This is a genomic window from Corynebacterium sp. H78, assembly GCF_037572275.1.
Classification (GTDB): Bacteria; Actinomycetota; Actinomycetes; order Mycobacteriales; family Mycobacteriaceae; genus Corynebacterium.
In genome coordinates this window covers 907,609-933,889 of sequence record NZ_JBBHKX010000002.1, presented here as the reverse complement: position 1 = coordinate 933,889, position 26,281 = coordinate 907,609, and the positions used below count along the sequence as shown (strand labels likewise).

Here is a 26,281-nt window from a genome sequence, read left to right as displayed (position 1 = left end):
CTACTCAGCTCCTGCGGGTGCAGTAATGGGATCAGTGGCACCTGGCTGGCGCGCCACCATCAACAGCCGCTGAATCACGGTGAACACAGATCCAACAGCCAGCAGCCATAGTGCGATGTCAATGGCATACGGAATGCCTATGCCTTCCAAACCAAGACCAACCAAGGAGATGATCAAGCGCTCCGCACGCTCGATTAAGCCACCATCGACTTTGAGGTCTGACGCTTCAGCACGTGCCTTGACATAAGAGATCACTTGCGAACACACCAACGTCACAATCGTTGCGACGATCAATGGCCCCGGAGCATCATGGGAGTAAATTAACCACCACGCGATGGCGCCAAACAGAGCGCCGTCGGTAAGCCGATCGCAGCTAGCATCAAGGGTGGCACCGAATTTCGTGCCACCACCACGCAACCGCGCCATCGTGCCGTCAAGCAGATCCAACGCGGTAAACAGGCCAGTCAGAATCGCTGCGGCCAGTAGATGGCCGGTAGGAATCAGAACGACGATAATTGCAATCGCTGCCACTGTACCGATGATGGTGACAGCATTTGGGCTGACCCCAAGATTGTTCAAGCCCCTCGCAAGAGGTTCGACGATAGGCCGAATCGGCTTGCGCCCGCGTACGCTGAGCATCCTGGTTACGCTCCTTCGCTTTCAGCCCTAAACATCGTCGATAGCACGACGAAAACTACCCGCCCCACGACTTTGCTAACAGCGCCCGGGTGTCCCGCAGCAGCTGTGGCAAAACCTTGGTGCCATCAATGATCGTCATAAAGTTCGAATCTCCGGACCACCGCGGCACCACATGCATATGCAGATGATCACCGACGGAACCTCCGGACGCCCGTCCTAGATTAAACCCAACATTGACAGCGTGCGGGTTAGAGACACGCTTCAGCGTCCGAATCGCCTCCTGACCGAACGACATCAGCTCCGCCATCTCGGCATCCGACAGGTCTTCCAGGTTTGCGACCTGGCGATACGGCACCACCATCATGTGACCCGAGTTGTACGGGAAGAGATTAAGCACGCAGTACACCAATTCTCCGCGTGCCACGATGAGGGCGTCTTCGTCGTCACGCTCCGGCAGTTCCACAAATGGATTGTGGCGCTTCGACGTGTCGTGGACACCCTTATCGGCGATGTAGTTCATGCGGTATGGTGCCCAGAGCCTTTGCAGGCGATCTGGAGTACCCACACCTGAATCCACGTAATCGCTTCCCGACGACTCGTCTGTCACAGTTACTCCCCTGCTACGTCAGCACCGGCGCGCAATGCACCAACGGTGTCGTTATTCGGCTGCTCGTTGCGACGCTCAGTGATCCAGGCACCAATGAGCTGGGCTGCTTCAGCAACCGGGACACCATTGATCTGAGAGCCGTCAAGAAAGCGGAAACTCACTGCACCGGCTTCAACATCGCGAGCACCCGCCAGAATCATGAATGGAACCTTCATCTGGGTGTGGTTGCGGATCTTCTTTTGCATGCGGTCGTCAGAAACATCGACTGCCGCGCGAATACCCTGTGCCTTCAGAGCCTTGGTGAACTCTTCCAGGTGTGGAATGCAGTCGTCTGCAACTGGAATGCCGATGACCTGCTCTGGAGCCAACCATGCTGGGAATGCACCGGCGTAGTGCTCGAGGAGGACACCGAAGAAACGCTCGATGGAGCCGAAGAGCGCACGGTGAATCATGATTGGCTGCTGCTTGGTGCCATCCGGTGACGTGTATTCGAGATCAAACCGATCCGGCAGGTTGAAGTCGAGCTGAACAGTTGACATCTGCCACGTACGGCCGATCGCGTCGCGAGCCTGAACAGAAATCTTTGGACCATAGAAAGCAGCGCCACCTGGATCTGGAACCAGATCAAGCCCCGAAGCATCTGCGACGCGCTGGAGGATCTCGGTCGACTTCTCCCAAATTTCGTCCGAACCCACTGACTTCTTCGGGTCGCGAGTAGACAGCTCCAAGTAGAAGTCATCCAGTCCGTAGTCCCGCAGCAAGGAAATAATGAAATCAAGCACCGAGGTGAGCTCTTCTTCCAGCTGGTCCTCACGGCAGTAGATGTGCGCGTCGTCCTGAGTAAAACCACGTGCTCGCGTCAGACCGTGGATGACACCAGACTTTTCGTAGCGATAGACCGTACCGAACTCGAACATGCGGATTGGCAGTTCGCGGTAACTACGGCCACGCGACGAGAAGATCAGGTTGTGCATTGGGCAGTTCATTGGCTTGACGTAGTAGTCCTGCGCAGGCTTCGTCACGTTGCCCTCTGCATCTACTTCCCCATCCAACTTCATTGGAGGGAACATACCGTCTGCATAGAAGTCCAGGTGACCGGATTTTGCAAACAAGTCGCCCTTCGTCACGTGTGGCGTATTGACGAAGTCGTAGCCAGCCTCAATGTGGCGTCGACGCGAATGCTGCTCCATCTCATTGCGAATGATGCCACCCTTGACATGGAAAACTGGGAAACCTGAACCAATCTCATCTGGGAAGCTGAACAGATCCAGCTCAGATCCCAAACGACGGTGATCGCGCTTCTCCGCCTCTAGCATGCGATCCAAGTACTCATCCATGGCTTCCTTGGATTCCCAGGCAGTGCCATAGATGCGCTGCAGGTCATCGTTTGCCTGGTCGCCACGCCAGTACGCAGCAGAAGAACGCGTTAGCTTGAAGGCTGGAATGTAGCGGGTCGTTGGTACGTGCGGACCACGGCACAAATCAAACCACTCAGTCTCACCGGTACGCGGGTTAATGTTTCGGTACCCCGTGAGCTGATTGCCTCCTACATCGACGTTTGCTTCATCGTCACCATCGACATCGCCGCGAGACTTATCGACGATCAGCTCGACCTTGTACGGCTCGTCGGCAAGCTGTGCAGACGCATCCTCCGGACCTTCGAAGGCGAAACGCTCGAAACGCTGTCCAGACTTGATGATCTTCTTCATCGTCTTTTCGATACGCTTCAAGTCTTCTGGAGTAAACGGCTCTGCAACTCGGAAGTCATAGTAGAAACCGTTGTCGATGGCAGGTCCAATGCCCAGCTTGGTTCCTGGGAATTCCTTCTGCACCGCCTGCGCCAGCACGTGTGTTGTGGAGTGGCGGATGACAGAGCGACCCTCTTCAGTGTTTGCAGGCACTGGCTCCATGGTTGTTGCTGCTTCAGGTACGTAGGACAGGTCTCGGAGGTTGCCCTCAGGGTCCTTTACGCAAACGATGGCTTCAGGTCCCTTGTTTGGATATCCGAGATCCCGCATGGCCTGACCAACAGGCTCTCCTGCAGGAACAGAAAATGGGGCAAGGTCAATGGTCGAGTCAGACACGGCGCGCGTGTTCTCCTTTGTGAGTTCACGGGATGTCACATACCTGGTGACATCCCTCAGACTCGACCTACCTTACCCCTGCTGAAGCTCTAAGTTCGGACTACCCCTCTAGTAGGTCCTGGGCCCAGTACTCGTCTTCCTTCGTGCCACGAGGCATAACGAAAACTGCAGACCCAATGTGGAAAATCCACTGATTAAGTCGATCCAGTTCGTCTAAGCGCTTCTGAATTGGATCGAACTGCTTCAACGGATCCTTCTGATAACACGCAAAGATAAGACCTGTGTTTGATGTAAACCGATGGTCAGGCTCTGGTGGCAAGTCATAGGTGTACACACGCCGGTGCAGCTTCTGCTCTGGATCATCCTTTGGAGGCATCGCCAGAGCTACGTGAGAATTCTTGTCGATAAGTGGCAGACCATACTCGTCGGTCGCGTCTGGATCGACTGGGTCAAACTCATTCTTGCCACCAAGAGGTGCACCAGTATCAAGAGTGCGGCCTGTGACTTCTTCGCGGCTCGGGCGGTCGAGAATATCCCAACCGTCAATGTCCATTTCAATGCGACGAACAACGAGGCACGAACCGCCACGAAGCCACGCCGGTCCTTCGTCAATCCACACTTGATCGTTGAACTCGTCATCAGTGCGAGGGTTGACTGTGCCATCAAGCTGGCCGAAACGATTGCGTGGTGTTTCGCCTGGCTTCAAGGAACCATGAGCAGGCAGGAAGCCTTCCTGTACCCACTTCACGTCAACATACGGGGCACCATTGCGAATCATGTAACGGCTGGCGTGAGACAACATCATTGGATCGTCCGCGCACACCTGCAAACACAAATCGCCGTCGTTCCACTTTTCGTCAAGCTGATCAGTCTTGTACTCAGGAAGTGGCTTCAACCATTCAGGCTTCTTATCCTCTACGCCTGCAGCCTTGAAGAACCCTTCGCCAAGACCAAGAGTGATGGTCAAGTTCGCCGGAGACTGGTACATCTCTGGCTCTAGGTCGGTACGAGGAGCCTTACCTGCGGCCATATCACGAGCATCAGTCGTCCACACCGACAACAGTCGGCGAAGCTTCTCCTTGTCGACGCCTTCCTTAATGGAAAACGCGATCATCCATAGATGCGCCTGTGATGCGGTCTGGATGCCTGCTTGGTGCACGCCGTCGAAAGGAACGACTGCCTCCTGCAGTGGAGGCTTTGGCTCCTCAGGCTTAGGTCGTTCCAATCCAACCGCGTTGGCGACTGGAGCTCCCTGGGATACGGCAGCACCGGTGGCGGCTGCTCCAATACCTAATCCAGCGAGGAATCCCCTACGCGATACGTGTGCACTCATGGTGCGCAACTCCCTCCACGAAAACTAAATCAAGTCTATTGTGTAGCGTCGCGGCCACGGCCAATCAATGATCCGTGTCACGAAAACTACGTTAAAAACTAAGGTCTAGATATGCGTAACGGGATCGTCGTAACTCATGTTCACAAGCCACTAGCGTGACGTAAACTTCTTTACGACGACCCCGTCTACTACGACATGAAGCCGTCTAGAATTCGGCTAACACAGAATATGAAACGCCGGAAACTAGTTTCCGTGCTCCATGTTTTCCATGTTCATGTTCTTCATTTCTCCGTCTTCCATGCCTGGATTACCGAGAGAACCGTCACCAGCGTAGTCCTCCTCGCCAGCGGCCTGAACGCGAACTGGCAGGGACTGGGTCAGCTCAGAGCCATCAGACAGCTTAATGACAACCGTGAATTCCTGGCCCTGCTCCATGGCCTCGGAGTTCTTCATGATCATCAAGTGGTCATCACCTGGAGCCAGCTTGTGTTCACCGTTAGCTGGGATCTTGTGTCCACCATCGATCTTGTACATCTTGCCATCCTTGGTGGCGTGCTGTTCGAAGACCGTGCCATCAGCCAAACCTTCGACATAGAAATCGGTAACTTCGATTTCCTTATCGGTGTTGTTCTTCAAGGTGCCGAAGATACCGGTCATCATCTTCTCGGCTGGCTTCTCCTTGATGTAGCCGTCTTCAAGAGTGACAGACGCTGCTGCCTTCTCATCTGAAGCCTGAGACTCAGATGCTGCCACAGAGGACTCAGTCTTAGTAGCATCTTCAGTACCATTATCTGAAGAGCAACCGACGAGTGCTAGCGACAGAGCAGCAAAACCGGAAACTGCAGCGTAAACGGGACGGGACAGTTTCATTGTTAGTTGTCCTTTCGGTTCAAGATAGTTACACCGACAATGACGGCAATAACCACGACGATGAGACCTCCACCTAGGCCATAAGCCCATACGGGGATGGAAGTTTCAGATGATGACGAAGCTTGCACATTCGAGCCGTCTTCAACGCCAGACTGAACGTCGCCTACCGTGAACGAGGTCTTCCCGCGAGTTGAATGCCCATCGGAAGACGTGATCTGGAAACCAATCATGTACGAACCATCAGCCGCAGTGATGTTGTCAGGAACATCAAGCGAAATGACATTCCCGTTCAAATCTGGTTCACCAGTGAAGAGAATCTTCTTCGTCTTCGTATCACTGATAGCCAAGGTATTGAAGTTTGGTCGTGGCTCACCCGAGAAAGTCAGCTCGATGCGCTCAGGGAATTGATCGACATTTCCACCGTCTGCCGGATTCGAGGCAACGACGGAGTCATGCGCTTCAGCGACAGGTACGAACCCGATTCCGGACACGCCAATACCAACGCCTGCGGATGCAACAGCTGCCACCGCGACGTTTGCCCAGATACGACGCCACCAGGGAGCCGAATTCGCACTAATCACTAAGAATTTCCCCTTCGTCAAAGGTTTGGTCACATACTTCGCCACATTCGCCACGACAATCAACCGTGCTTATTCATGGCAACTGGAAAGTGATGGCAAATATTCCGCTGATGCGAACAAAAGGGCGTTTGTTAGCCCAGTTAATGAGTCGGACGCGAACGTTGGTTAGTTCCCACAACCTCCGCTACGACGGAACCAAATACCCCCGTTCGTATTCCGAAAGAGCAACTATCAGGAGTTTTGACGAAAACCGTTGGGGGTAACCGAAATCCACTAATCGATAATCACGTTCAGTCTTTCCTGCTGGCAGTCCACAGTACTTGTGGCGCAACAAAAGATTTGAGCCACCTGGAAAATCCAGGTGGCTCACTATCGGTAGTCCCAACTGGGTTCGAACCAGCGACCTTTCCGGTGTGAACGGAACGCTCTTCCACTGAGCTATGGGACTGCAAGTTTGGAACTAAACCGCCTTGTTCCACAAGAAAAGTTAGCACGCTCCAAGAACCAGCTCATAATTGCCCTAGTTGCAGACACAAGAGTCGCACGAGGTCGCTCCCCACTCCGACTTGCACCCACACAATGTCTGAAATTGACGTTTCCAAAAGCAGGTCGCGGCCAGGTTGGAGATGCATGCACTCGAAACCTCCCCTTCTCCCTACAAAAAATGAGGCCTTTACCTGGGGATTTGTTTTACCCACTCAAATCACGCTATTGTTTTTCTCGCACCGCAAACGGGACGCAGGGAACTTCTTCTGAGTACCGATTGAGGATTGCAATGCGGATGTAGCGCAGCTGGTAGCGCATCACCTTGCCAAGGTGAGGGTCGCGGGTTCGAATCCCGTCATCCGCTCGGATTTTCCATGAGGCTAGACCATCTGGTATAACTTCAAGGCGAATCACTGAGGCGGTAAAACGTCACGGTGGAATGGCCGAGTGGCGAGGCAACGGCCTGCAAAGCCGTGTACACGGGTTCGATTCCCGTTTCCACCTCCAATAATCCAGAAATGGTTTATTTCCCGCGCGATTAGCTCAGTGGGAGAGCGCTTCCCTGACACGGAAGAGGTCACTGGTTCAATCCCAGTATTGCGCACCAAGCACCCGCTTTGGCGGGAATGCTTTTGCGGATGTAGCGCAGCTGGTAGCGCATCACCTTGCCAAGGTGAGGGTCGCGGGTTCGAATCCCGTCATCCGCTCCACTACCCCGGTACCTTCTGGTGCCGGGGATTTTGTCTACCGGCCATCTACACTTGCCTGAATCACTAGTGCCTGGATCGAGAACCTAGAGAATTCGACCTAACTGAGCACTTCGGTCCGACAGTGACTGAACGGGCAAGCGACTCTGGGGCAGCGTATGCTGCCCGCAAAGAATGCTCACCCGTTCATCGGTGCGCCCTTCTAGCGACAAAAATCCATGGTGCCTGCCAGAAGTGAGAGTTGGGAAGACTACTCGGAACTAGCGCATTGCCAGTTCGCGGTCGATTCGCAGAATGCCGGAGCCATCGTCAGCGACCATTTCCAGGCGGCCGACAATGGTGCGTACGGTGTCTTCTTCTTCGATCTGCTCATTCAGGAAGAAGTCCAACAGTGGACGAGAATCGATGTCACCTTCGTCTGCTGCCAACTGGTAAAGATTGCGGATCGATTCCGAGACCTTCTTCTCATGCTCCAGCGCGAGACGGAAGGCATCGATTGCCGTGCCAACCTTTACATCTGGCTTCTCGATGGTGCCGATCTGCGCGCGGTTGTCACGGTTCGCAAGGTGTGCAATGAACTTCTCTGCGTGCTGAATCTCTTCCTCGGCCTGCGCGCGCATCCACGCGGACATTCCGGACAGATCCAGCAAGTCGAGCTCAATTGCCAACTGGCGGTAAACGTTTGATGCCTGCATCTCGAGGGTCAATTGGTCATTGAATGCTTTTTCAAGAGTGTCATTAAGTCGCATGGCGCAAGTATATGTAAAACCTGGTTTCCCAACAAGCATTATTAGGTTTACCCGCTTAGTGAGCCCTTGCCTATTGTCCGTAGGTTTCAATACTCTTGGTTCCCATGGGAGCCTCACAACCGCAGCGTACAAGCATGCATTCTGCGATACATGCTCGTGCACACACATTTCTTGGGCTACGAAACGATGGCACCCGAGTTTCACCGGCCGTACCACCGCACATTTTTGCCGTTGCAATCGAGTCCCTCGACGCACGCGCAGCACTTCAGGGTACCTCCGGCGGCCTCGGAAATGCCTTCGATCAGATGGTTCTTACCACTGCTCGTTACACCGCTGACGTCGTCGTACTCGGCGCGAGCACCGTCACCGCCGAGAATTACTGTCTGAACTCCCCCGACGAAATAGTTCAACAGGCACGCATCACTAACGGCCAATCCCCGATTCCCCGGATACTGATTGTTTCCGGTCAACTAACCGTTTCCCCCGACGCACCCATTTTCCGCTCAGCTACGTGCCCCATCTTTCTCACCGCCCCTATCGAAACTGGCTCGCCTCACGACGATCGTCGCAAAGCGATTGAGTCAGCCGGTGGCACTGTCATCGAGCTCGATGAAGTTAGTCCGGAAGCAATTGTGCAATCTGCGATGACATTGTGCCCTGGCACAACCCGGATCGCAGTGGAGGGCGGACCAAGCATCTATGGAAGTTTCATGGCTGCTGAGCTGATCGACGAAGTGGTCTTGACGGTAGCCCCGGTTTTCGTTGGCCGGGGCCCACATATATTCGGAGATCACGAAGCGAAACTGGCCTCGACTTCCAAAAGACAGCGTGCACAATCCTGGGAATTAGTGGCCATGGAACGCGACAACTCGCACGTGTTCTTGCGCTATTTGTTGAAGAGTCACCGGTAAGTTTGACTCCGTGAACGATTTGTCTATCAAGCGAGAACCAGAAACGTACGTCAACCAGGGCAGAGTTGCCTCATTGTTGTCCCCACTGTTTTGGACTTTCGCCGTTCTTACTGTCGTTCATCGCACCTGGGTCATGCCGTTAAACCCATTGATTACGGACGACTACACCACTGTCTGGAGTGCAGTTCGTCGCTTTGTCGACGGCGCGCCCGTGTATACGGAAAACTACCTCGACGTTGATCCGCACTATCTGTACTCCCCTGGCGGCACGTTGCTACTGGCGCCGATGACGTGGTTCGGTGATTACGACATGAACCGACTGTTCTTCGTCACGGTTCAGTCCGCTGCAATTGTTGCAGCCATTGTCATCCTGCTTCGCTGGTTTGGCATCGGCTGGAAGAGTTGGGTAATACCCGTAGTTCTCACCGCTGCCTACCATGCCGAGCCGGTCATCAACACGTTGAGCTTCACCAACGTCAACGGTTCCTTGTTATTAGCGGAAGTGCTGTTTTTACTGTTGGTCGTCAAGCGAAAGAATATTCTGGCGGGCATCATCATCGGCCTCGCGATCACGGTGAAACCGGTCGTAGCACCGCTGCTGTTCATTCCGTTTATGCGCAAGCAATGGACGACCGTACTCAGCGCGATAGCTGTCCCTGTCATCGCTAATGCAGCTGCATGGCCACTCATGAATCGAGCCTCTGACTACGTGAATGTCACGATGCCGTATCTCGGTGTCACCCGTGACTATTTCAATAGTTCGCTAGGTGGCCAATTGTTGTGGCTCGGTGCTCCGGAACCGCTCATTCTTATGTGGCGCGCGGCATTCGGTCTCGTTGTCGCAGTGGCATTACTTCTGCTGCTCCGCTGGATGCACCGTGATGAGGTTTTCTGGGTCACGACCACCGCGGGACTACTTATGGTCGGTGTCTTCTTCTTGAGCTCGCTCGGCCAGCAGTACTACTCCATGCTCATCCTGCCGATGATTCTGAGCGTGGTTCGCCCTCTCCGCGGAGTCGTCGACGCTTACGGAGCTCCCGTCAAGACGGTCGTCGCCAACTGGCCCGCTGCTACCGGAATCACGATGTGCTTCTTCTACGGCTCGTGGGTGTTACCGATCGCGCCGATTTTCTCCGGCTGGATCAATATCGCTATTGCAACCATTGGCTGGGGCATCATCTTGCTCGCCATCATGGGCTGCATGATTCGTTGGACCATCGAAGATCACGCGGCTGGAATTGATTGGTTCGGTCGCCAACCGGCAACCACACGGGGTCGGAAGCACGGCGATGATTCGACAAACAGCACCGGTTCCGTTGCAACTGCAGCTACGCTTGACGACGACTCCCAGGAAGGAACTCCCCATGTTCACATGGAAACTGAGTGAAGAAGAATGGAAGGCCCGACTCAGCCCTTCTGAATTCCAGGTGCTTCGTTTAGGTGGTACCGAACCACCTTTCGTAGGCGAATACACCGATACGGAGATCGAAGGTGTCTATTCGTGTCGCGCGTGTGGAACCGAGCTGTTTCGTTCCACCGAGAAGTTTCATTCGCATTGCGGATGGCCATCTTTCTTTTCGCCTGCTGACAGCGATGCCGTCATTGTTCGTGAAGACCGCAGTCACGGCATGGTCCGTACCGAAGTTCTCTGTGCCACGTGCGAATCGCACCTTGGACATGTCTTCGCTGGCGAAGGGTACGACACTCCCACCGACCTGCGTTACTGCATCAATTCGATTTGCCTGACGCTAGACACTTCCGCATAGGCTGAAGACTCAACCGAGGTCTAGCCGCTGACACCGCCCGCTGACAACGCCCACCGAGCGCGCAAAAGCCCGCGAAGCCTAGTTTCTAGGCTAGATCGCGGGCTTTCTCCATCATTGTGCAACGACGAGCGTCATGCACACACATTTATGGAAGTGCGTTAATGATCTCTGCGATGTCGTCGACGCGGCGTCCTGCGTGGAACGGAATTTCTTCACGGACGTGCAAGCGCGCTTCGGTGTAACGCATCTTCCACATCAAGTCGACAATGCGATCGAGCTCTGGGCCTTCGAACGCGAGAATCCACTCGTAGTCTCCCAATGCGAATGCTGGGACGGTGTTTGCGCGCACATCTGGGTAGTCGCGAGCAGCCTGACCGTGCTCAGACAGAATCTTACGACGCTCCTGTGGATCCAACAGGTACCAGTCATAGGAACGAACGAATGGGTACACGGAAATCCAACGGCCTGGCTCTTCACCCATGATGAATGATGGCAAGTGCGACTTATTGAATTCTGCAGGGCGATGCAGCGCTGCATTGGACCAATGAGCAGTCGATGCCTGTCCGAGTGGGGTTTCACGCAGGAACTTGTTATAGAAGGCCTGGAGATCTTCCATCTTCTCTGCGTGGATCCAGAACATGTAGTCAGCCTCAGCGCGCATTGCTGAGACATCGTAGAAACCGCGAACGATCAAGTCAGCGTCTTCATACTGAGCGAGGAACTCGCGCGTCGCTGCAATAGCTTCTTCGCGGTTGTCTCCCAGCGCACCCGGGGTGACCTTAAAAGTCGACCACATGGTGTAACGGATCGTTTCGTTGAGCTTCTTAAAGTCAAGCTTCGACATGAAGCGGTTTTCCTTTCACAGTGGAAGCTCCCGAAAGTGCCTGTCACAGCAAAATCAGGAGCAACAATCTTCGTTTGCCAGGGTACCCTAATTACGCCAGTTCGCGGATGACCTTAGCTGCAGCGTCCTTCGCGTCCGCAATACATGCCGGAATGCCTGGACCGTGGTGCCATGCCCCTGCCACAGCCAGCCGTGGTGTCTCGGCAAGTGCATCGTCTACGAAACGCATGAACTCAGGATGGCCCTTGCCGTAACGAGGCAGTCCTCCCCACCAACGCTGAACAATTACCTCTACTGGTTCGACTGCAAAGCCCGTTGTCGTAGCCAAGTCCTGCTGTGCCTTCGCGACGAGTTCGTCGTCAGGCAATCGCACCGTGGAATCATCTCCGAAGCGTCCAAAACTTGCTCGGACTACAGCGCCACCACGCTCACCAATATGTGGCCATTTACGTGACGACAGCGTGAATGCCTTTGCACTCAAGTCTGCATCGGCAGCGACCAGGATGCCATTGATCTGCGGCAACCCCTCGTCAGTGTCGAAGCGCATTGCGACGACTGCAGAGTTGGCAAGGTCAATCGCACCAATGAGTTCAGCAGCGTCAGGTGCGACGTCAGTCAACAGTGTGCCGGTTTGCGGAGCAGGTGCCGCCACCACTACTGCATCGACGTACAGGCTGTCGGCCACGGCTGCCTCATCAGTGCGGATTCGGTAGCCACGGCCGTCTGCAGCAATGGCTGACGGCATCACACCAAGCTTGAGCTCAGGAGCAGCGAGCTCGAGTAGTCGGTTGTAGACGACACGGTATCCGCCACGGAACGTCTTGAAAACAGGCATCGGTTTTGCCGGCTTTGCTTCATCTCCCGACGTTGCGGCTTCCGAACCGACGCGAGGCTGAGCGGCTGCTTTACGCGCATCCAGTACTCGCTGTGCTGCCCCAGTCAATGACACTGGGTCTCCGAGCAGAACCAACTCGTCCAAGGCCTGAGCCAGCTGCGGAACGGTCGCTCGCAAACCTAGGTCGTCAGCGAGGGTTGAATACACTCCACCGATCAAGGGCGACACGACGTGATCTACCACTTCACGTCCCAACCGAGCCTCGACCAATTGGCCTAGATTGCAGTCATCGCCAGGAACCCAGTGCAGAGGTGGAGTTAGAGCTGGGTCGCCTTCCGTGTCAATACGCTTGGCAGTCTCTTCGCTAATCAGCCCGTCGAGCCCATCCGAGGACACTGGCACACCCATCACGGTTGTGCGGGGCATCGACACCAACTGTCCATTGGCATACAGCTTGGATGGCAGAGTCGATGGAAGGACGAATTCGTCGGCAAGTCCGATATCAGTAAAGAAGTCCACGGCGTCCTTCCGGAAACCAAGGAATGCCTCAGCGCCAATATCCAAAGCACCATTGTCAGCATCGACCGTCTTAAGTTTGCCACCGATCTCGGTCGCAGGATCCATGACGACGATTCGCGCCCCAGGGCCTAAACCACGTCGTAGCTGGTACGCCGCGGTTAGACCAGTAAGCCCGGCTCCGAGGACAGCAACGGTCAAGGGATTCGTCATGGACATAGTGAGGTAAACATCTCCTACTGGATGGTGCGAACGAGTTGCCTGGATGTGACCCGGCTAGTGACAGTTCAAGCCTAATGCTGGTGAATGATCTCGACAGCGCGCGTGATGGTCTCAGCGTCAGTATTTGGCAAGACTCCATGACCCAAGTTGAAGATATGTCCCCTTGCGTGACCTGCAGCAATCGCTGCGTCGGCTTCGCCACATACTCGAGCGATTTCATCGTGCAAAACAGATTCGCCAGCAAAGAAGATCGCTGGATCAAGGTTGCCCTGTAGGACACGAGCGCAATCTTCTGTCGACGCACCCGGGTTCGCTGCCAGCAACGCCGACTGAATACGGAACGCAGCCTGATCCAACGGAACACGCCAGTCCACGCCGACTACCTCAGACCCTGCTTCTGCCATTGCACCGAGCAACTCGCCTGTGCCAACACCGAAGTGGATACGTGGAATATTCGCGTCGCCCACTTCTTGAATGATCTGGGTTGAGTATGGCAACACGAAGCGTCGGTAGTCGCGTTCCGTAAGGAAGCCAGCCCACGAATCGAAAAGCTGCAGCGCATCAATACCTGCGTTGATCTGCACGCGCAAGAACTCAATCACGATTGGCGTAATGCTCTCCATCAGCGTGTGCCACAGTTCTGGCTCACCGTGCATAAGAGCCTTCGTGCGTTCATGATTCTTCGATGGTCCACCTTCAACCAAGTACGATGCGAGAGTAAAAGGAGCACCGGCGAAACCGATGAGCACCTGCGTATCCGAAAGCTCATCGAGGATAAGACCGATACCCTCTGCAATCGGTGCCAACTGATCAGCGGTGACCTCAGGCAAACGCTCAATGTCCGACTTGGTGCGGATAGGCTCTGCAACCACCGGGCCACGACCAGGAACAATGTCGAGGTCTACGCCAGCAGCCTTGAGTGGAACCACAATGTCAGAAAACAGAATTGCCGCGTCGACATCATGCCGACGAACTGGCTGCAACGTAATCTCGCTGAGCAAGTCTGGGCGGAAGCACGAATCAAGCATGCCGATGTTCGCACGAATCTCCCGGTACTCCGGAAGGGAACGACCCGCCTGACGCATAAACCACACCGGACGGCGCGAGGGTGCCTTACCAGCAGCGGCATCGAGGAACGGAGCGGATTGAAGAGTACGTCGATTAGTCATAGCCCTATCATGCCGTACTTCTCTATAAATGCGGCATTCCGGGAAGTTTCCACGGGGTATCGGCGCGCCTCCTGTTGACACCGTGACCATACCGCTACATTCTGGTGCGTGACCGTTTCCGAAAATGCACCACAGACCTTCCGTGATGCCGTTGAGAGCATGCACGCAGCACAGCTGCGCGATGAGATCTCCCTCGGCTCCATTCGGCCACCACAGAAGTTAGCTCCATTGAGTTATGCGGTTGGCTTAGAGGTTCTGCATCCTGAAACCGCCATGGTGCCAGAAACCACCGAGGGTGATGCCTTCGGTCGTTTGATTCTGCTGCATGATCCCCGTGCGGAGGAAACGTGGGACGGCGCAATGCGCCTGGTTGCTTACATCCAGGCCGACATGGACGCAGCTGTCGCCGAGGACCCACTTCTTCCTCAAGTGGCATGGGAATGGCTGACCGAAGGCCTTTCCGAAGGAAACGCTGGTTTCACAAACCTTGGTGGCACTGTCACCACAACTAACTCGGTTCGTTACGGCGATATCGGTGGCCCTCCACAGGCATTTCAACTTGAACTGCGCGCCTCCTGGACAGCTGAGGATAATAACCTTGCCCCACATGTCGAGGCTTTCGCGGCTGTGCTGGCCAACATCGCCGGGTTGCCTCCAGTAGGCGTCACCATGTTGGGGCAGTAGCAGTCCGCCTATGTACCCTGTCCTCACTACTCCTGCCGACGGCACCCCACAGGTGCTTACTTCGCCTCGCGACATCGCCGCCGCAGGAGCAGTGTTGGCCAATGGTTACGGCCCACTTGCTGTAGATACCGAACGCGCTTCGGCCTTTCGTTACGACGACCGCGCGTTTCTTCTCCAATTCCGCCGTCAAGGGGCGGGCACCTTTCTCATTGATCCTGAGTCGATTCCGGGGTGCACGGATTGTCTGCCTGCCCAACTGAATGACCTGACGTGGATCATTCACGCCGCCCATTCCGATCTACCGGCGCTCCGCGAGCTGGGTCTGTATCCCGCGAACCTCATCGACACTGAAATTGCAGGTCGACTTGCAGGCTTTCCCAAAGTGGGATTGGCGAGCTTGACCGAAGAGTTGCTGAGTATCAGCTTGGCGAAAGGCCACGGCCAAGAAGACTGGTCTTCTCGCCCACTTCCTTCAGACTGGTTGGACTATGCCGCCCTCGATGTGGAGCTTCTCATCGAATTGGCGAATTCGCTGACCGATGTACTTGTCGAACTCGACCGTTATTCGTGGCTCGTTGAAGAATGTGAAGCGGTTCGTCTCGCCTTCTCGCCAGACAATGTTGTACCTCTTGCCGACGATGACCGGTGGAGGCAACTGCGAGGAGTAGGTAAACTGCGTCGCCCGGAACAGTTGGTCGTCGCAAAGGCCTTGTGGAATCAGCGAGATCAGATCGCGCGACAGCGTGATGTGTCACCGACATCTGTGCTTCCTCATCAAGTGATCATTGCTTTGGCGGAGCATCCAGCACGGACTAAGGGTGACATCATCAAGACTCGTGGTTTTCCGCGTAAACGTCGCGGTGCCGTCGATCAGTGGTTTGCTGTTGTGCAAGATGCGTTGGCCACGCCCAAGCGGCAATGGCCGAGGCAGGTTCGTCAGAAAACAATCGGACGTCCACACCATAAGCACTGGCCCGAGTGCGCGCCACGTGCTCAGCGTTGTTGGGAAGCACTGCAGGCAGCACACCAGAATCTGGCCGACGACCTAGGAATTCGACCAGATACCATTTTCAAGCCGTCAGATCTTCGCGATGTCGCATGGGCTTTCGGGGGCTGTGGCAATAAGCCTGTGCCAACTCATGCCGATGAGGTACGTGAATTGCTAGCAACGTTCAACGCCCGGCCATGGCAAATCGAACTCATGACCGGGCTCATCGCCGAAACAGTTTTGCTGCCTAGGCGTCAGCCGCTGCCGTAAACAAGGCGATGGTTTCGAAGTGGTGCGTTCCAGCGAATGCGTCGACAACTTCGAGGTTGGTCAGCTTGTACCCCTTATCCAGCCAAGCGCGCGCGTCACGGGCAAATGTCGCTGGATCACAGCCGACATGCACCACCCGTGACGGCTTTGCCTCCGCAATAGCGGCGATAGTCTTGACACCTGCGCCAGTGCGCGGTGGATCAAGGACAACATAGTCAACGGCACTGCCACCCGCGCGCTTGTCAGCAGCAAGCGAACCAACCACCGCTTCTACTCGGCCAGTCACGAACCGCACTGGACGTTCCGCGAGAGCCTCCCGGCCAGATTTCGCAGCTGCGCCAAACGATTCGACAGAAACCACTTCACCGTCACTGCCAACCAGATCTGCCAAGACGTTGGCGAAGACACCGACGCCACCATAGAGGTCCCATGCCCGACCTCCTTCGAGCTCAGGAAGCAGGGACACAATCTGATCAGCGTAGTATTCCACGGCATTGATATGCCCCTGCCAAAAGCCATCAACCGGTACGTCAAAAACCACGCCACGGCACTCGTGCTTGCTGGTCTCGTTTCCTTCGACCACCGTCCGACGCTTAAAGCGCCCCTTGCCGACGACGTGCATCAGATGGCGATTGCCATCCTTATCCAACACCGCGAACAGCTCGCCATCGGCTGGGCATGCTCCGGACTTGTCCAAACCAACCAGCAGCCCTGGCATGTTCTGATTGCAGTTTTCTCCGATGATCAAGTCCTGCGACTTCATTTTTCGAAGTCCCGCGCGACCTTCGCTGTCTACACCTAAGCGCACCCGATTTCGCCATTGTGTCGCCGGAGCCAATGGCGTGACGACGATCTCCGGTACTTCAGACTCCTCGCATTTACCGATTCGTCGTAAGGCATCTGCCAACACGAGGCTTTTGAGCTGAGCTGCACGCTCCGGTGCGATGAAGTCCCAGTCGCAACAGCCAGCGCCAGCGCGTGCGGCTGCGCAGGAAATGTCGGTGCGATCATCGGATGGCTCGATGACAGCAGTTACTTCGCCACGCCACAATTTGGCCGCTGGGTTGTCGATACGGATGGTGACCTTTTCGCCAGGGATACCACCCCGCACGAGCACAATCCGCCCATCGATAGTGGCAATAAACTCTCCACCGTGAGCTGGGCGGTCAATGACCACATCGGTAATAAGTGGTTCTTGCTTGGTCATTTAAACATTACCTTCCGTGGATCCACTTGGGTCCGTCGTATGAAGCTGTGAAGTATCAGGGGCGGCCGTATCTGCGCTGTCGTGGTCAGATTCCGAACGACGACGCGCCCTGCGGATTGCCCAGATCGTGATGATGAAAACAATCGCTGTTAGTGGCCAACCCATGAGAATCCTGGCAATGCCCAGCCAGGTGACATCGTCAGCGTTGTAAATCTTGTTCTGGACGAGGAATCGTGCTGCGAAAACAACAGCCCATGCCCCTGTCGCGATTTGATAGCCGACGTAGAGGTTCTTGTCGGAACGCCACGTAGAGTCTCGTCCATTGAGGGATTCCCAGATGTATCCGACAGCCGGTCGACGAATCAGCATCGATAGTAGGAACAATACCGCGGCTACAGCCGAATACCAGATTCCGTAAAGGAAGAAACCTTTGGTATCGCCCATTGCGAAAGCAATAGCAGCGCCAAAAAGGACACCGAAAAGTCCGGACACTGCCGGCTGCAAAGTTTCCTTACGAGCAAGTCGCCACACAAAGATGGCAAACGCCACAGCGACGGCGGCAATCATTGCAGGAATCAATCCCCAGACCGAATTTACGGGGACGAGCACCATCACCGGAAGCGTCGACGAAATGAGGCCGGACACTCCACCCATCTGATCAAGTAGGGTCTGACCGCCCTCTTCTGGCGACTCCACGTCTGCATCGACGTTGTCTTCTACGTTCTCGCTCACGCTTTTCCTATCAAGAAACGATTGCCACGCGATGAATCGCTGTGCAACAAACAAAAAGGCTGCAGAGCCACGTCCCTGGACGTGGATGCAGCTTAGTCGGAAGTGTATTAGCTCTCCTGGGAAGATCCGTCCGGTGCGATACCAGTGGCCCCTGGCACCTGACCAGGAGCTTGTCCTGCCTGGGAAGACTGTGCTTGCTGCTGTGCAGCGTATGCCTGTCGAATCTGTTCTGCCATCGCTGGTGGCAACGTCACTGGCAGTGGCTGGCCTGCAGGCATTGGATTATCACCACGCGATACAAAGCTTCGCGCCATAACACCACGACCAATGTGCGCAAGCTTGTCAGCATGCTCTGCCGGGCCCGACACTGTCATACGAAGCATCCACCGGTAACCATCGGCACCGATGATGCGCATTTCCATGTCGCCATCCGCGGTCTTTGCGACGATCTCGCTACCCCACGGACCATCTTCGGTGTCTACTGCCAGACCGTCGTTTTCAAGTCCCGTACGAATCTCGCCGGCAGACTTCTCCCACTGGCCACCGGACGTTGGAGCTGCAAATGCAACAGGAGTAATGCGGCCGAATTCGGTGGCAATGTGCAGCATCGTTGGGCCCTGCGGTCCCATCTCGACCTGAATATCACCCTCATGTGGGATTGCCAGAAGAACCGAACCAAGGTTGACGCTTGCCTTTGCGAAGTCAGAGAAGTCGAACTCTTGCGGGCTAGCGTCCTCCGCATCGAACGGTCCGCCACCAGACTTGGTTACACGAGGAAACTCGTCCACATCAGCACCGTCCACGCCCTGAACAGCGTATGGTGCCCGTGCTTCTTCGTCGCCTAGCGGAGCGGAGGACTCCGCCGCATCGTCGACAACTGGTGCTTCCTTGTCCGCCATCTCTGTTGCGACGGTCGACTCAGCTGCATCGGCGTTGTCAGCGTCGTTCTTGTTCTTGCCAAAAGGCCACATAAAATACTCCTACTTCGGGTCGTACCCTCTCTCACTCAGAGTAACGACAACTGCCCTATATTGCTGGCACACACCAATGAAGACTCGCTAATAGCCATCATTCGGGTGTATCAATCAACGCGGTTTCCTACTGGTCTAGCTATTTACGCGAGCGCATTCTTAATGCCTGTGGAACCATGCCCGCCAGCACCACGCTCTGTTTCGTCGAGGCTGTCTGCTTCAACGAAATCGCATAGCTCTACCTTCTGCACCACGAGCTGGGCAATACGATCGCCCTTGCCGATGATGATCGGCTCAGCCGGATCCAAGTTGATAAGACACACTTTGATCTCTCCGCGATAACCTGCATCCACGGTTCCTGGAGCGTTCACAATGGATAGCCCCTGTTTGAAAGCAAGGCCGGAACGCGGGTGCACCAGACCAACTGTTCCAGTCGGTAGCGCGATAGCGATACCGGTGCCAACGAGACGACGCTCACCTGGAGCTAATGTCACGTCCTCGATAGACGAAAGATCGACACCTGCATCATCGCTATGTGCGCGCCGTGGAATCACTGCGTCAGGGGTGAGACGCTTCACCAGCACGCTGTCGTATTTTTGTGCCTCAATACTCATGCGATTAACGATACGCAACCTGCTAGCCGAGACATGGCGTTGACTCAGCTATTCGCCAAGCCAGTTAGTATGGATGTGTGACTAAAGAGAGTGAAACTGAGGGAAGCAACCAGCCTGCACGCGCCTTATCGCAGGCTACGGGCGAAATCTACCGTGAACGGTTGTGGGTTCCTTGGTGGTATTGGCTGCTTGGCGTTGCTGGTGTCATCGTATGTACCGCGCAGGTTGCATTTAACCGTGATGTCATCTGGCTCATCGTAGGTGGCGTTATTATCACCGCGGTGGGAGTGTGGATCCTGCTCACCATGTCTAAGACAGTCGTAGCTATCGAACGTGATGCGACTGGCGAACGGTGGCTGCACGCTGGCTCCGCTATTCTGCCTGCGTCAGTTGTATCTCGTTCTTTGGTTGTGCCGAAGTCCGCACAGCGTAATGCGCTTGGCCGTCAGCTTGACCCGGCTGCGTTCCTCGTCACTCACTCGTGGGTGCCGACGATGGTGCTGTTGGTTCTCGACGATGCGGATGATCCGACACCATATTGGCTGGTTTCCACTCGACATCCAGAAAAGGTCCTTGAGCTTTTCCTCGGCAAAAGATTTGAGAACGAAAAGAGCGAGTAAGAGGCGCAACAATTAGCAATCGCCAATGACAAAGCCCCGGAGAAATCTCCGGGGCTTTCCTCATGCGCTACTCACGCGCCTCGTAGAACGAGCAATTGCCGTTTAACGCACGTTTAGGCGCAGTCGCGGCAAATGGGGAACCCATCGCCTGGGTCATGTGCAATCATCTTGCGGTTCATGACCAAGAAGCAAGAGCCACAGGTGAACTCATTTTCCTGAGCAGGGACAACATCGATCTCAAGCTCTTCGCCAGTTAGATCAGCAACTGGAATGTCGAAAGGCTCAACAATTTCACCGTCGTCAGTATCGTCGATTCGCTTTTCCTCCGATGCAGCCTGGAGTCCTTCAAGAGAATCAGTTGTGATGCCATCTTCTTCGCGAGTGCGAGGAGAGTCGTAATCTACAGCCATGTGGTTAGACTTTCTTCCTGGGCGCTGGCCAGCATGTACAGAGGTTTCTCAGCGGATATTAAGGCAAAATTGCCCTGATGTCATCTCCCCAGGTTAAGGGCCATTTTTCGTGCAACTTTTAAATTCACGTTAGAGTTATCCATCATGAGCCGACATGCACGGAAGGATCCTTCCGCAACTTCTCCGATTGTGTACTTCGTAATCGTGATTGCGTTGCTCATTTCCGCGACCGCAGCATGGTTCTTCGCATTCACACGCGATAGCACTGCTATGCCCGTGAACTGCTATCTCCCCGATTCCGGTCCGGTCGTTTCCTCTGCAATGCTGATCGGTGAGAACCCAGCACCACCTTCGAATGTCGGCGTCCGGGTGTTGAACGCCAATGGACAGTCGGGCCAGGCCACAGTTGTTTCAGAAACACTGCAGTCACTGGGGTTTGCCCGCGTGGATGACAATGCTGTTGGAAACGATCCATTGACCCCATCGCAGAACTTGAACTGTCACGGCCAACTGCGCTTCGGCGCGGAATTCAACTCGCATGCCGCCACCTTGCATGCCCTTTTCCCTTGTTTTGAGTTGGTTCACGACGCTCGTACCGAGGGCAACGTCGATGTCGTGCTTGGTAAGGGCTTCAAAACTCTCGATGATTCCGGCCCTGTTCACGCCGTGATGCAACAACTGAACAATGGCGAAGTCGTAGACTCCGCCACTCTGAGTTCCCTAGTGTCCCGAACCTGCGACTAGCCCGCTCCTCAGCAGTATTGCGCGGTCACTCGTGGTCGTCGATAGGCTCCAGCGCACCCATCGCTCCCAGTATCTCGTTAAACTCACCCGCCACACTGTGTGCAGTCGCCACCACAGCGCGCCCATCAGCTGTGCTGCTTCCTGGAGCGGGAAGCGTAACGACGGCCCCCGCCTCTATAGCAATAACCGCCCCCGCGGCGTAGTCCCACAGGTTCAAACCGTGTTCCAGGTAGCAATCCAACTGCCCGTCCGCCAGCATGCATAGGTCGAGTGCGGCAGATCCCATCCGGCGAATGTCACGCACGTGACCCAGCAACTCTGTGACTAAAAGCCCCTGTTTGCGACGTCGTTGTGCATCGTAACTAAATCCGGTAGCCAGCAAGCTGACGTCCAGTCCAGCTGGTCGCGAGCACTCAATAGGCCTACTCCGGCCGTCAGCTTCGGTGACTGCTGCACCTTGCGCAGCTGCTGCGTGATAGACGCGGTTGTGTGGGATGTCTGCGACAGCGCCAGCCACAAGCCTGCCATCCACTTCGCATCCCACGCTCACGGCATACGCGGGCACTCCGTAGAGGAAGTTCACGGTCCCATCGATCGGATCAACTAACCACCGCACCGTGCCAGGTCGTACTTCCTCACCACCACCCTGTTCTTCACCAAGCACAGCATCGTCGGGGCGCTGCGTTGCGACGAGATGCCTGATGAGCTCCTCCGATTCCTTATCCACGACCGTCACGGGATCGACGTCAGACGACTTGGTTTCCATCTGCGAGTCCAAATCCAGGCCCAGTTCTACACGACGTCGCCGGACATGGGCGGCGGCAGTCGTCGCTAAGAAACAGGCGAATTGGCGCAGTTCATCGAGCTGAGCAGGGTCCAGGGTAATGGGACCGTCGAGAAGTTCGTTGTGGAGGTTCATAAGCCTATTGTGGCTTGTTTCGTACAATCGGGGCCATGGGACGAAACATTGGTTTTGGCGTAGATGTCGGTGGTTCCGGCATCAAGGGCGGAATTGTTGATCTCGATACTGGTGAGCTAGTTGGTGAACGCATCAAACTGCTCACACCCAAGCCTGCAACTCCGCAGGCTGTTGCGGAGACAATTGTGAAGGTTGTCGACAAAGCTAAGTGGTCTGGCCCGATTGGTATCACCGTGCCGTCGGTGGTTCGCAATCAGACTGCTCTCTTGGCTGCGAATATTGACCCGAGTTGGGTGAACACGGATTGCCAGGAGCTGTTCTGCGCCGTCTTCGAGCCTGACCGATCAGTCCATGTGTTGAACGATGCCGATGCAGCAGGCCTCGCTGAAGTTCAGTACGGCCATCCAGAGGCTCGGCAGGGCGCAGTCATCCTGCTCACTTTTGGCACCGGCATTGGCGCAGCTCTTCTTAACGACGGTGCGTTATACCCCAACGCCGAACTTGGCCACCTCGTCATTGACGGGCAGGAGGCGGAGCATTTTGCTTCTGCTCGTGTCAAGGAAGTAGAGGGGCTTTCCTTCGAGGAATGGGTACCTCGTGTATCCAAGGTCTTGCGCACGTACGAAGCATTGTTCTGGCCACAGCTCTTTATCGTCGGTGGCGGCATTTCGCGCGAACACGAAAAATGGGTTCCGAACTTGGATTGCCGAACACCAGTGATTCCAGCAAAACTCCACAACAACGCAGGAATTGCGGGTGCAGCGCTGGCCGCCCACCGGGGTTTATTGCCGTAACCAATACGGTGTGATTGCGCGGTACTTTCGCACTTTGGGTTACACTGGGGAGTTGATTCACGGACGGTTGAATTAATCGGCCTCCGGCGCAGGTTCAATATGAACACTTTGTGCCTCTCCTCGCAACCGGAATTCCGTGGCAAGTAACTGATGGCAAGACCTATTCGTGAAAGGGAGTTCGTGGCAGGCAACGAACCGGATCAGCCAAACGGTCAAAGCACCGCTGGTGGCGCAGCCGACTCCTCGGCCCCCGCCAAGACGGCTGTGAAAAAGGCCATTAAAAAGGCAGTGAAAAAGTCCGCAGTGAAGAAAACTGCTGCGAAAAAGACCGCTGCAAAGAAGACGGCTGCAAAAAAGACCACCGCTAAGAAGACAGCTGCGAAGAAAACTGCGGCTAAAAAGTCGACGGCGAAGAAGGCAACCGCTAAGAAGGCTGCCAGCTCCAAGGCTGCAGCTTCAAAGTCGGCTGCGGAGGCAACCAGCGCTAAGGCGAAGGATGCCCAAGCAATCGAAGCTACCGATGACGAGGAGCTGGAGGACGCGGACCTCGAAACTGACTTCGATCCCGAACTCGACGAAGGCGAAGACGATGTCGATGATGTCGACGACGTTGCTGATGACGATTCGGATGAGGTCGACGAGGTATGGGACGAGGACGAGTCCGCAGCGCTGCGCCAGGCACGTAAAGATGCCGAGCTCACCGCCTCAGCCGACTCCGTTCGTGCATATCTGAAGCAGATCGGTAAGGTCGCGCTGCTCACGGCAGAGGAAGAAGTTTCTCTGGCGAAGCGCATCGAGGCCGGCTTGTACGCGCAGTACAAGATCGACGAGGCTAAGGCTGCTGGTCAGCGTCTTCCCCACGCTCAGCGTCGCGATCTCCGTGATATTTCTCGCGATGGTCAGCGAGCGAAGAATCACCTGCTCGAAGCTAACCTTCGATTGGTTGTGTCACTGGCTAAGCGCTATACCGGCCGTGGCATGGCGTTCTTGGACTTGATCCAGGAAGGCAACCTTGGTCTGATTCGTGCCGTCGAAAAGTTCGACTACACGAAGGGCTACAAATTCTCCACGTATGCAACGTGGTGGATTCGTCAGGCTATTACCCGTGCGATGGCTGACCAGGCTCGTACCATTCGTATTCCGGTACATATGGTCGAAGTCATCAACAAGCTGGGTCGTATTCAGCGAGAGCTTCTGCAGGACCTTGGTCGTGAACCTACGCCTGAAGAGTTGGCCAAGGAAATGGACATCACCGAGGAGAAGGTGCTGGAGATCCAGCAGTACGCTCGGGAGCCAATTTCTCTGGACCAGACCATTGGTGACGAAGGCGATTCCCAGCTCGGTGACTTCATCGAAGACTCTGAGGCTGTCATTGCTGTAGATGCTGTTAGCTTCACTTTGCTGCAGGATCAGCTGGGCGATGTTCTCGAAACCCTGTCCGAGCGTGAAGCTGGTGTCGTACGCCTTCGCTTCGGTCTTACCGACGGTATGCCCCGTACTTTGGACGAGATCGGCCAGGTGTACGGAGTCACTCGTGAGCGTATTCGCCAGATCGAATCGAAGACGATGTCGAAGCTGCGTCACCCATCTCGATCCCAGGTGTTGCGCGACTACCTCGAGTAGCGACTACCCCTGTTCTTGCCATACAGAATCGATGTCAATGGCCTCCCCTGGTTATCCAGGTGGAGGCCATTGCTGTTGGATTGATTAGCTTTGTGGGCCTGCTAGTTGGTCTTGTTTTCGCCACGACCATAGGTGAGACGCCTGTGTAGTGCCTCAAATGGCCCTGGTTTGTCCAGCTTTGCCAGAATGTAAGCGAACACCAGCGTGACTACCCACACGCCCGTGGCATACAGCGAAACTTGCGTGAGCGACGCGTTAGCAAAGATATCTGCACCCCAAGCGGAAGCAAGTGGAAGCAGCAGGATGCTTTGGCCAACATATCCTGTCAGCGACCTTTGCCCGAGGGCCTGCAGCATATCCAGTGGGAACGGAGCCTTAACGACGATGCCCTGATTCGCTCCCGCCTTCACCCGGCGTTGAATAGGAATCAGGAGCAACGCAATAGCAGCGATAATGCCAGGGCCTGCAAGCACGCCAGCCAGGTCACTGATCATTGACCAGGTTCCGGGTAATCCCGCTACCCCGTCGGGGATTTTTGATAGGCCGGACGGAATACCCGTAGCCACCGCCGCAATCACGCCGATCGCTGCGACGACAGATAAGAGTGGGATGTGCTGTTCGGCATTCTGCAGAATCTGCTGACGCGCTGCGACCAGTCCCACAATCATGAGCGGGAAGATCATCAGGCCAGCCATCATCGCGCTGAAAGGCGACGTCAACGCAATAACGAAACCCATCAATACCTGTCCGGTGAGATAGCTGGCGGGATCGCCGAAAGGCATTGCACCCGCATCACTAGCCATCGGATTCATTGTCTCCGAAAAACTCATCAGCCAGCTTGTCATCATATGTAAGCCGATAGCACTAATGATGTTGAGTACAGCCAAAATGCCGGCTACCCATAGCAAGACTTTGTCTCGCAGGGGTACCAACAGAATGAGGAGCATGCCAAGCAAAGCGTACGTCAACAGAATGTCCCCGAAGAAGAGGAAAAGTGTATGAACGACGCCAAAAAGGGCAAGCCACCCATAGCGCTTGAGCATGAGCTTTCGGCACTCCGGCCATGGCGTACCCCTCCGGCTTTCACGCATTGCCAACATGCCAAGACCAAAGCCAAAGAGTGTGGCAAACATTGGGAGGCCGCGACGATGCACGAGGACGTCGTTTAGCACCGCAACAATGCGATCTGGTCCTTCCAGAGGCTCGGTCGTAGGTCCGGTTGAGCCATAGAGCCACCACGCAGTTGTTGCGTTGGCGACAACAATTCCAAGAAGCATCAGTCCCCTGGCGATGTCTGGCGACAGAATGCGTTCTTTGGTGGTCGTATGGTGGAACTCCTGTTGTACAGGCGTGTTTGGTGGTACAACCGGAGGGTACGTAGTCATG

26 protein-coding genes and 5 tRNA genes are annotated in these 26,281 nt (G+C 55.3%); 13 read left to right on the top strand and 18 right to left on the bottom strand.

Translation table 11 applies throughout. From position 1 onward, the window contains the following. The 7 genes from pgsA to WG934_RS05335 all read right to left on the bottom strand — a co-directional run bounded on the left by pgsA (position 1) and on the right by WG934_RS05335 (position 6,562). Positions 1-639 carry a phosphatidylinositol phosphate synthase gene (gene pgsA / locus WG934_RS05365; RefSeq protein ID WP_339989005.1) on the bottom strand — a complete coding sequence of 213 codons (639 nt, stop codon included), beginning with the start codon at positions 637-639 and terminating at the stop codon, positions 1-3. 55 nt (positions 640-694) lie between these two features. Beyond that, on the bottom strand, positions 695-1,246 hold the full coding sequence (locus WG934_RS05360) for an HIT family protein (protein WP_339978290.1): 552 nt from the start codon (positions 1,244-1,246) through the stop codon (positions 695-697). Between the two features lie 2 nt (positions 1,247-1,248). Continuing rightward, the gene (gene thrS, locus WG934_RS05355) at positions 1,249-3,330 is read right to left on the bottom strand and encodes a threonine--tRNA ligase (protein WP_339989003.1); all 2,082 of its coding nucleotides are present in this window, start codon (positions 3,328-3,330) and stop codon (positions 1,249-1,251) included. 100 nt (positions 3,331-3,430) lie between these two features. Beyond that, positions 3,431-4,663, bottom strand: coding sequence for a Dyp-type peroxidase (locus WG934_RS05350; RefSeq protein ID WP_339978286.1), 1,233 nt, complete (start codon positions 4,661-4,663; stop codon positions 3,431-3,433). A gap of 243 nt (positions 4,664-4,906) precedes the next feature. Then, complete coding sequence (locus WG934_RS05345) at positions 4,907-5,533, bottom strand: copper chaperone PCu(A)C (RefSeq protein ID WP_339978284.1); 627 nt, start codon at positions 5,531-5,533, stop codon at positions 4,907-4,909. 2 nt (positions 5,534-5,535) lie between these two features. Continuing rightward, positions 5,536-6,114, bottom strand: coding sequence for a copper resistance CopC family protein (locus WG934_RS05340; RefSeq protein WP_339989000.1), 579 nt, complete (start codon positions 6,112-6,114; stop codon positions 5,536-5,538). A gap of 376 nt (positions 6,115-6,490) precedes the next feature. Beyond that, positions 6,491-6,562, bottom strand: a tRNA-Val gene (locus WG934_RS05335). Positions 6,563-6,891: 329 nt separating this feature from the next. On the opposite strand from WG934_RS05335, the gene WG934_RS05330 reads away from it, so the two are divergent. The 4 genes from WG934_RS05330 (at position 6,892) to WG934_RS05315 (ending at position 7,310) form a co-directional block, all read left to right on the top strand. Next, a tRNA-Gly gene (locus WG934_RS05330) sits at positions 6,892-6,964 on the top strand. 69 nt (positions 6,965-7,033) lie between these two features. Continuing rightward, a tRNA-Cys gene (locus WG934_RS05325) sits at positions 7,034-7,107 on the top strand. 25 nt (positions 7,108-7,132) lie between these two features. Then, positions 7,133-7,207: transfer RNA gene (locus tag WG934_RS05320), tRNA-Val, on the top strand. Between the two features lie 27 nt (positions 7,208-7,234). Further along, positions 7,235-7,310, top strand: a tRNA-Gly gene (locus tag WG934_RS05315). Between the two features lie 257 nt (positions 7,311-7,567). On the opposite strand, the gene WG934_RS05310 is transcribed toward WG934_RS05315, so the two are convergent. Further along, positions 7,568-8,056 (bottom strand): ferritin, encoded by a 489-nt coding sequence (locus tag WG934_RS05310; protein ID WP_339988997.1) that lies wholly within the window; start codon positions 8,054-8,056, stop codon positions 7,568-7,570. Positions 8,057-8,190: 134 nt separating this feature from the next. On the opposite strand from WG934_RS05310, the gene WG934_RS05305 reads away from it, so the two are divergent. Genes WG934_RS05305 through msrB form a run of 3 tightly spaced genes read left to right on the top strand, consistent with a single transcriptional unit; the run spans position 8,191 to position 10,733 of the window. Beyond that, positions 8,191-8,967: a dihydrofolate reductase family protein gene (locus tag WG934_RS05305; RefSeq protein ID WP_339988995.1), complete on the top strand. Its 777-nt coding sequence runs from the start codon at positions 8,191-8,193 to the stop codon at positions 8,965-8,967. A gap of 10 nt (positions 8,968-8,977) precedes the next feature. After that, positions 8,978-10,354 carry a glycosyltransferase 87 family protein gene (locus WG934_RS05300; RefSeq protein WP_339988994.1) on the top strand — a complete coding sequence of 459 codons (1,377 nt, stop codon included), beginning with the start codon at positions 8,978-8,980 and terminating at the stop codon, positions 10,352-10,354. After that, positions 10,332-10,733: a peptide-methionine (R)-S-oxide reductase MsrB gene (gene msrB, locus WG934_RS05295; RefSeq protein ID WP_339988993.1), complete on the top strand. Its 402-nt coding sequence runs from the start codon at positions 10,332-10,334 to the stop codon at positions 10,731-10,733. The genes WG934_RS05300 and msrB overlap by 23 nt, the downstream gene beginning before the upstream one ends. 145 nt (positions 10,734-10,878) lie before the next feature. Here msrB and hemQ read toward each other — a convergent pair whose 3' ends face one another. The 3 genes from hemQ to hemE form a co-directional block, all read right to left on the bottom strand. Then, positions 10,879-11,577, bottom strand: coding sequence for a hydrogen peroxide-dependent heme synthase (gene hemQ / locus WG934_RS05290; RefSeq protein ID WP_339978272.1), 699 nt, complete (start codon positions 11,575-11,577; stop codon positions 10,879-10,881). A 91-nt stretch (positions 11,578-11,668) separates the two neighbouring features. After that, the gene (hemG, locus tag WG934_RS05285; RefSeq protein WP_339988992.1) at positions 11,669-13,147 is read right to left on the bottom strand and encodes a protoporphyrinogen oxidase; all 1,479 of its coding nucleotides are present in this window, start codon (positions 13,145-13,147) and stop codon (positions 11,669-11,671) included. Between the two features lie 74 nt (positions 13,148-13,221). Further along, entirely contained in the window at positions 13,222-14,319 is a 1,098-nt protein-coding gene (gene hemE / locus WG934_RS05280) for a uroporphyrinogen decarboxylase (protein ID WP_339988991.1), read from the bottom strand. A gap of 108 nt (positions 14,320-14,427) precedes the next feature. Between hemE and WG934_RS05275 the strand changes: the two genes are divergently transcribed. Both WG934_RS05275 and WG934_RS05270 read left to right on the top strand, forming a co-directional pair. Continuing rightward, entirely contained in the window at positions 14,428-15,003 is a 576-nt protein-coding gene (locus WG934_RS05275) for a DUF3000 domain-containing protein (RefSeq protein ID WP_339978266.1), read from the top strand. A gap of 10 nt (positions 15,004-15,013) precedes the next feature. Beyond that, the gene (locus tag WG934_RS05270) at positions 15,014-16,261 is read left to right on the top strand and encodes an HRDC domain-containing protein (protein ID WP_339988990.1); all 1,248 of its coding nucleotides are present in this window, start codon (positions 15,014-15,016) and stop codon (positions 16,259-16,261) included. On the opposite strand, the gene WG934_RS05265 is transcribed toward WG934_RS05270, so the two are convergent. From WG934_RS05265 to dut, 4 genes are all read right to left on the bottom strand, one after another. Then, a complete protein-coding gene (locus WG934_RS05265; protein ID WP_339988989.1) occupies positions 16,239-17,468 on the bottom strand; it encodes a class I SAM-dependent RNA methyltransferase in 1,230 nt (409 codons plus the stop codon). The two genes, WG934_RS05270 and WG934_RS05265, sit on opposite strands and share 23 nt — an antisense overlap. Continuing rightward, positions 17,469-18,200, bottom strand: coding sequence for a DUF3159 domain-containing protein (locus WG934_RS05260; RefSeq protein ID WP_339988988.1), 732 nt, complete (start codon positions 18,198-18,200; stop codon positions 17,469-17,471). Between the two features lie 107 nt (positions 18,201-18,307). Next, positions 18,308-19,171: a DUF3710 domain-containing protein gene (locus WG934_RS05255; RefSeq protein ID WP_339988987.1), complete on the bottom strand. Its 864-nt coding sequence runs from the start codon at positions 19,169-19,171 to the stop codon at positions 18,308-18,310. Between the two features lie 143 nt (positions 19,172-19,314). After that, a complete protein-coding gene (gene dut / locus WG934_RS05250; protein ID WP_339988985.1) occupies positions 19,315-19,785 on the bottom strand; it encodes a dUTP diphosphatase in 471 nt (156 codons plus the stop codon). 77 nt (positions 19,786-19,862) lie between these two features. On the opposite strand from dut, the gene WG934_RS05245 reads away from it, so the two are divergent. Continuing rightward, positions 19,863-20,405, top strand: a complete 543-nt coding sequence (locus WG934_RS05245) for a DUF3093 domain-containing protein (RefSeq protein ID WP_445228185.1) — start codon at positions 19,863-19,865, stop codon at positions 20,403-20,405. A 113-nt stretch (positions 20,406-20,518) separates the two neighbouring features. On the opposite strand, the gene WG934_RS05240 is transcribed toward WG934_RS05245, so the two are convergent. Continuing rightward, positions 20,519-20,815, bottom strand: coding sequence for a DUF4193 domain-containing protein (locus WG934_RS05240; protein ID WP_339978254.1), 297 nt, complete (start codon positions 20,813-20,815; stop codon positions 20,519-20,521). Between the two features lie 144 nt (positions 20,816-20,959). Between WG934_RS05240 and WG934_RS05235 the strand changes: the two genes are divergently transcribed. Next, a complete protein-coding gene (locus tag WG934_RS05235; RefSeq protein WP_339978252.1) occupies positions 20,960-21,559 on the top strand; it encodes a LytR C-terminal domain-containing protein in 600 nt (199 codons plus the stop codon). A 25-nt stretch (positions 21,560-21,584) separates the two neighbouring features. Here WG934_RS05235 and WG934_RS05230 read toward each other — a convergent pair whose 3' ends face one another. Continuing rightward, positions 21,585-22,415, bottom strand: a complete 831-nt coding sequence (locus tag WG934_RS05230) for an inositol monophosphatase family protein (RefSeq protein WP_445228209.1) — start codon at positions 22,413-22,415, stop codon at positions 21,585-21,587. A gap of 98 nt (positions 22,416-22,513) precedes the next feature. On the opposite strand from WG934_RS05230, the gene ppgK reads away from it, so the two are divergent. Beyond that, complete coding sequence (ppgK, locus tag WG934_RS05225) at positions 22,514-23,272, top strand: polyphosphate--glucose phosphotransferase (RefSeq protein ID WP_339988983.1); 759 nt, start codon at positions 22,514-22,516, stop codon at positions 23,270-23,272. A 150-nt stretch (positions 23,273-23,422) separates the two neighbouring features. Continuing rightward, a complete protein-coding gene (locus WG934_RS05220) occupies positions 23,423-24,895 on the top strand; it encodes an RNA polymerase sigma factor (RefSeq protein WP_445228184.1) in 1,473 nt (490 codons plus the stop codon). A 101-nt stretch (positions 24,896-24,996) separates the two neighbouring features. On the opposite strand, the gene WG934_RS05215 is transcribed toward WG934_RS05220, so the two are convergent. Further along, positions 24,997-26,280, bottom strand: a complete 1,284-nt coding sequence (locus WG934_RS05215; RefSeq protein ID WP_339988982.1) for a DUF418 domain-containing protein — start codon at positions 26,278-26,280, stop codon at positions 24,997-24,999. Position 26,281: the final 1 nt, after the last annotated feature.

What these genes read in the sequence shown, in the direction of transcription:
- pgsA (WP_339989005.1), bottom strand. Translation starts at nt 639, where the DNA reads ATGCTCAGCGTACGCGGGCGCAAGCCGATTCGGCCTATCGTCGAACCT.
- WG934_RS05350 (WP_339978286.1), bottom strand. Translation starts at nt 4,663, where the DNA reads ATGAGTGCACACGTATCGCGTAGGGGATTCCTCGCTGGATTAGGTATT.
- WG934_RS05345 (WP_339978284.1), bottom strand. Translation starts at nt 5,533, where the DNA reads ATGAAACTGTCCCGTCCCGTTTACGCTGCAGTTTCCGGTTTTGCTGCT.
- WG934_RS05310 (WP_339988997.1), bottom strand. Translation starts at nt 8,056, where the DNA reads ATGCGACTTAATGACACTCTTGAAAAAGCATTCAATGACCAATTGACC.
- WG934_RS05305 (WP_339988995.1), top strand. Translation starts at nt 8,191, where the DNA reads ATGCATTCTGCGATACATGCTCGTGCACACACATTTCTTGGGCTACGA.
- msrB (WP_339988993.1), top strand. Translation starts at nt 10,332, where the DNA reads ATGTTCACATGGAAACTGAGTGAAGAAGAATGGAAGGCCCGACTCAGC.
- hemQ (WP_339978272.1), bottom strand. Translation starts at nt 11,577, where the DNA reads ATGTCGAAGCTTGACTTTAAGAAGCTCAACGAAACGATCCGTTACACC.
- hemG (WP_339988992.1), bottom strand. Translation starts at nt 13,147, where the DNA reads ATGTCCATGACGAATCCCTTGACCGTTGCTGTCCTCGGAGCCGGGCTT.
- hemE (WP_339988991.1), bottom strand. Translation starts at nt 14,319, where the DNA reads ATGACTAATCGACGTACTCTTCAATCCGCTCCGTTCCTCGATGCCGCT.
- WG934_RS05270 (WP_339988990.1), top strand. Translation starts at nt 15,014, where the DNA reads ATGTACCCTGTCCTCACTACTCCTGCCGACGGCACCCCACAGGTGCTT.
- WG934_RS05265 (WP_339988989.1), bottom strand. Translation starts at nt 17,468, where the DNA reads ATGACCAAGCAAGAACCACTTATTACCGATGTGGTCATTGACCGCCCA.
- WG934_RS05255 (WP_339988987.1), bottom strand. Translation starts at nt 19,171, where the DNA reads ATGTGGCCTTTTGGCAAGAACAAGAACGACGCTGACAACGCCGATGCA.
- dut (WP_339988985.1), bottom strand. Translation starts at nt 19,785, where the DNA reads ATGAGTATTGAGGCACAAAAATACGACAGCGTGCTGGTGAAGCGTCTC.
- WG934_RS05240 (WP_339978254.1), bottom strand. Translation starts at nt 20,815, where the DNA reads ATGGCTGTAGATTACGACTCTCCTCGCACTCGCGAAGAAGATGGCATC.
- WG934_RS05235 (WP_339978252.1), top strand. Translation starts at nt 20,960, where the DNA reads ATGAGCCGACATGCACGGAAGGATCCTTCCGCAACTTCTCCGATTGTG.
- ppgK (WP_339988983.1), top strand. Translation starts at nt 22,514, where the DNA reads ATGGGACGAAACATTGGTTTTGGCGTAGATGTCGGTGGTTCCGGCATC.
- WG934_RS05220 (WP_445228184.1), top strand. Translation starts at nt 23,423, where the DNA reads ATGGCAAGACCTATTCGTGAAAGGGAGTTCGTGGCAGGCAACGAACCG.
- WG934_RS05215 (WP_339988982.1), bottom strand. Translation starts at nt 26,280, where the DNA reads ATGACTACGTACCCTCCGGTTGTACCACCAAACACGCCTGTACAACAG.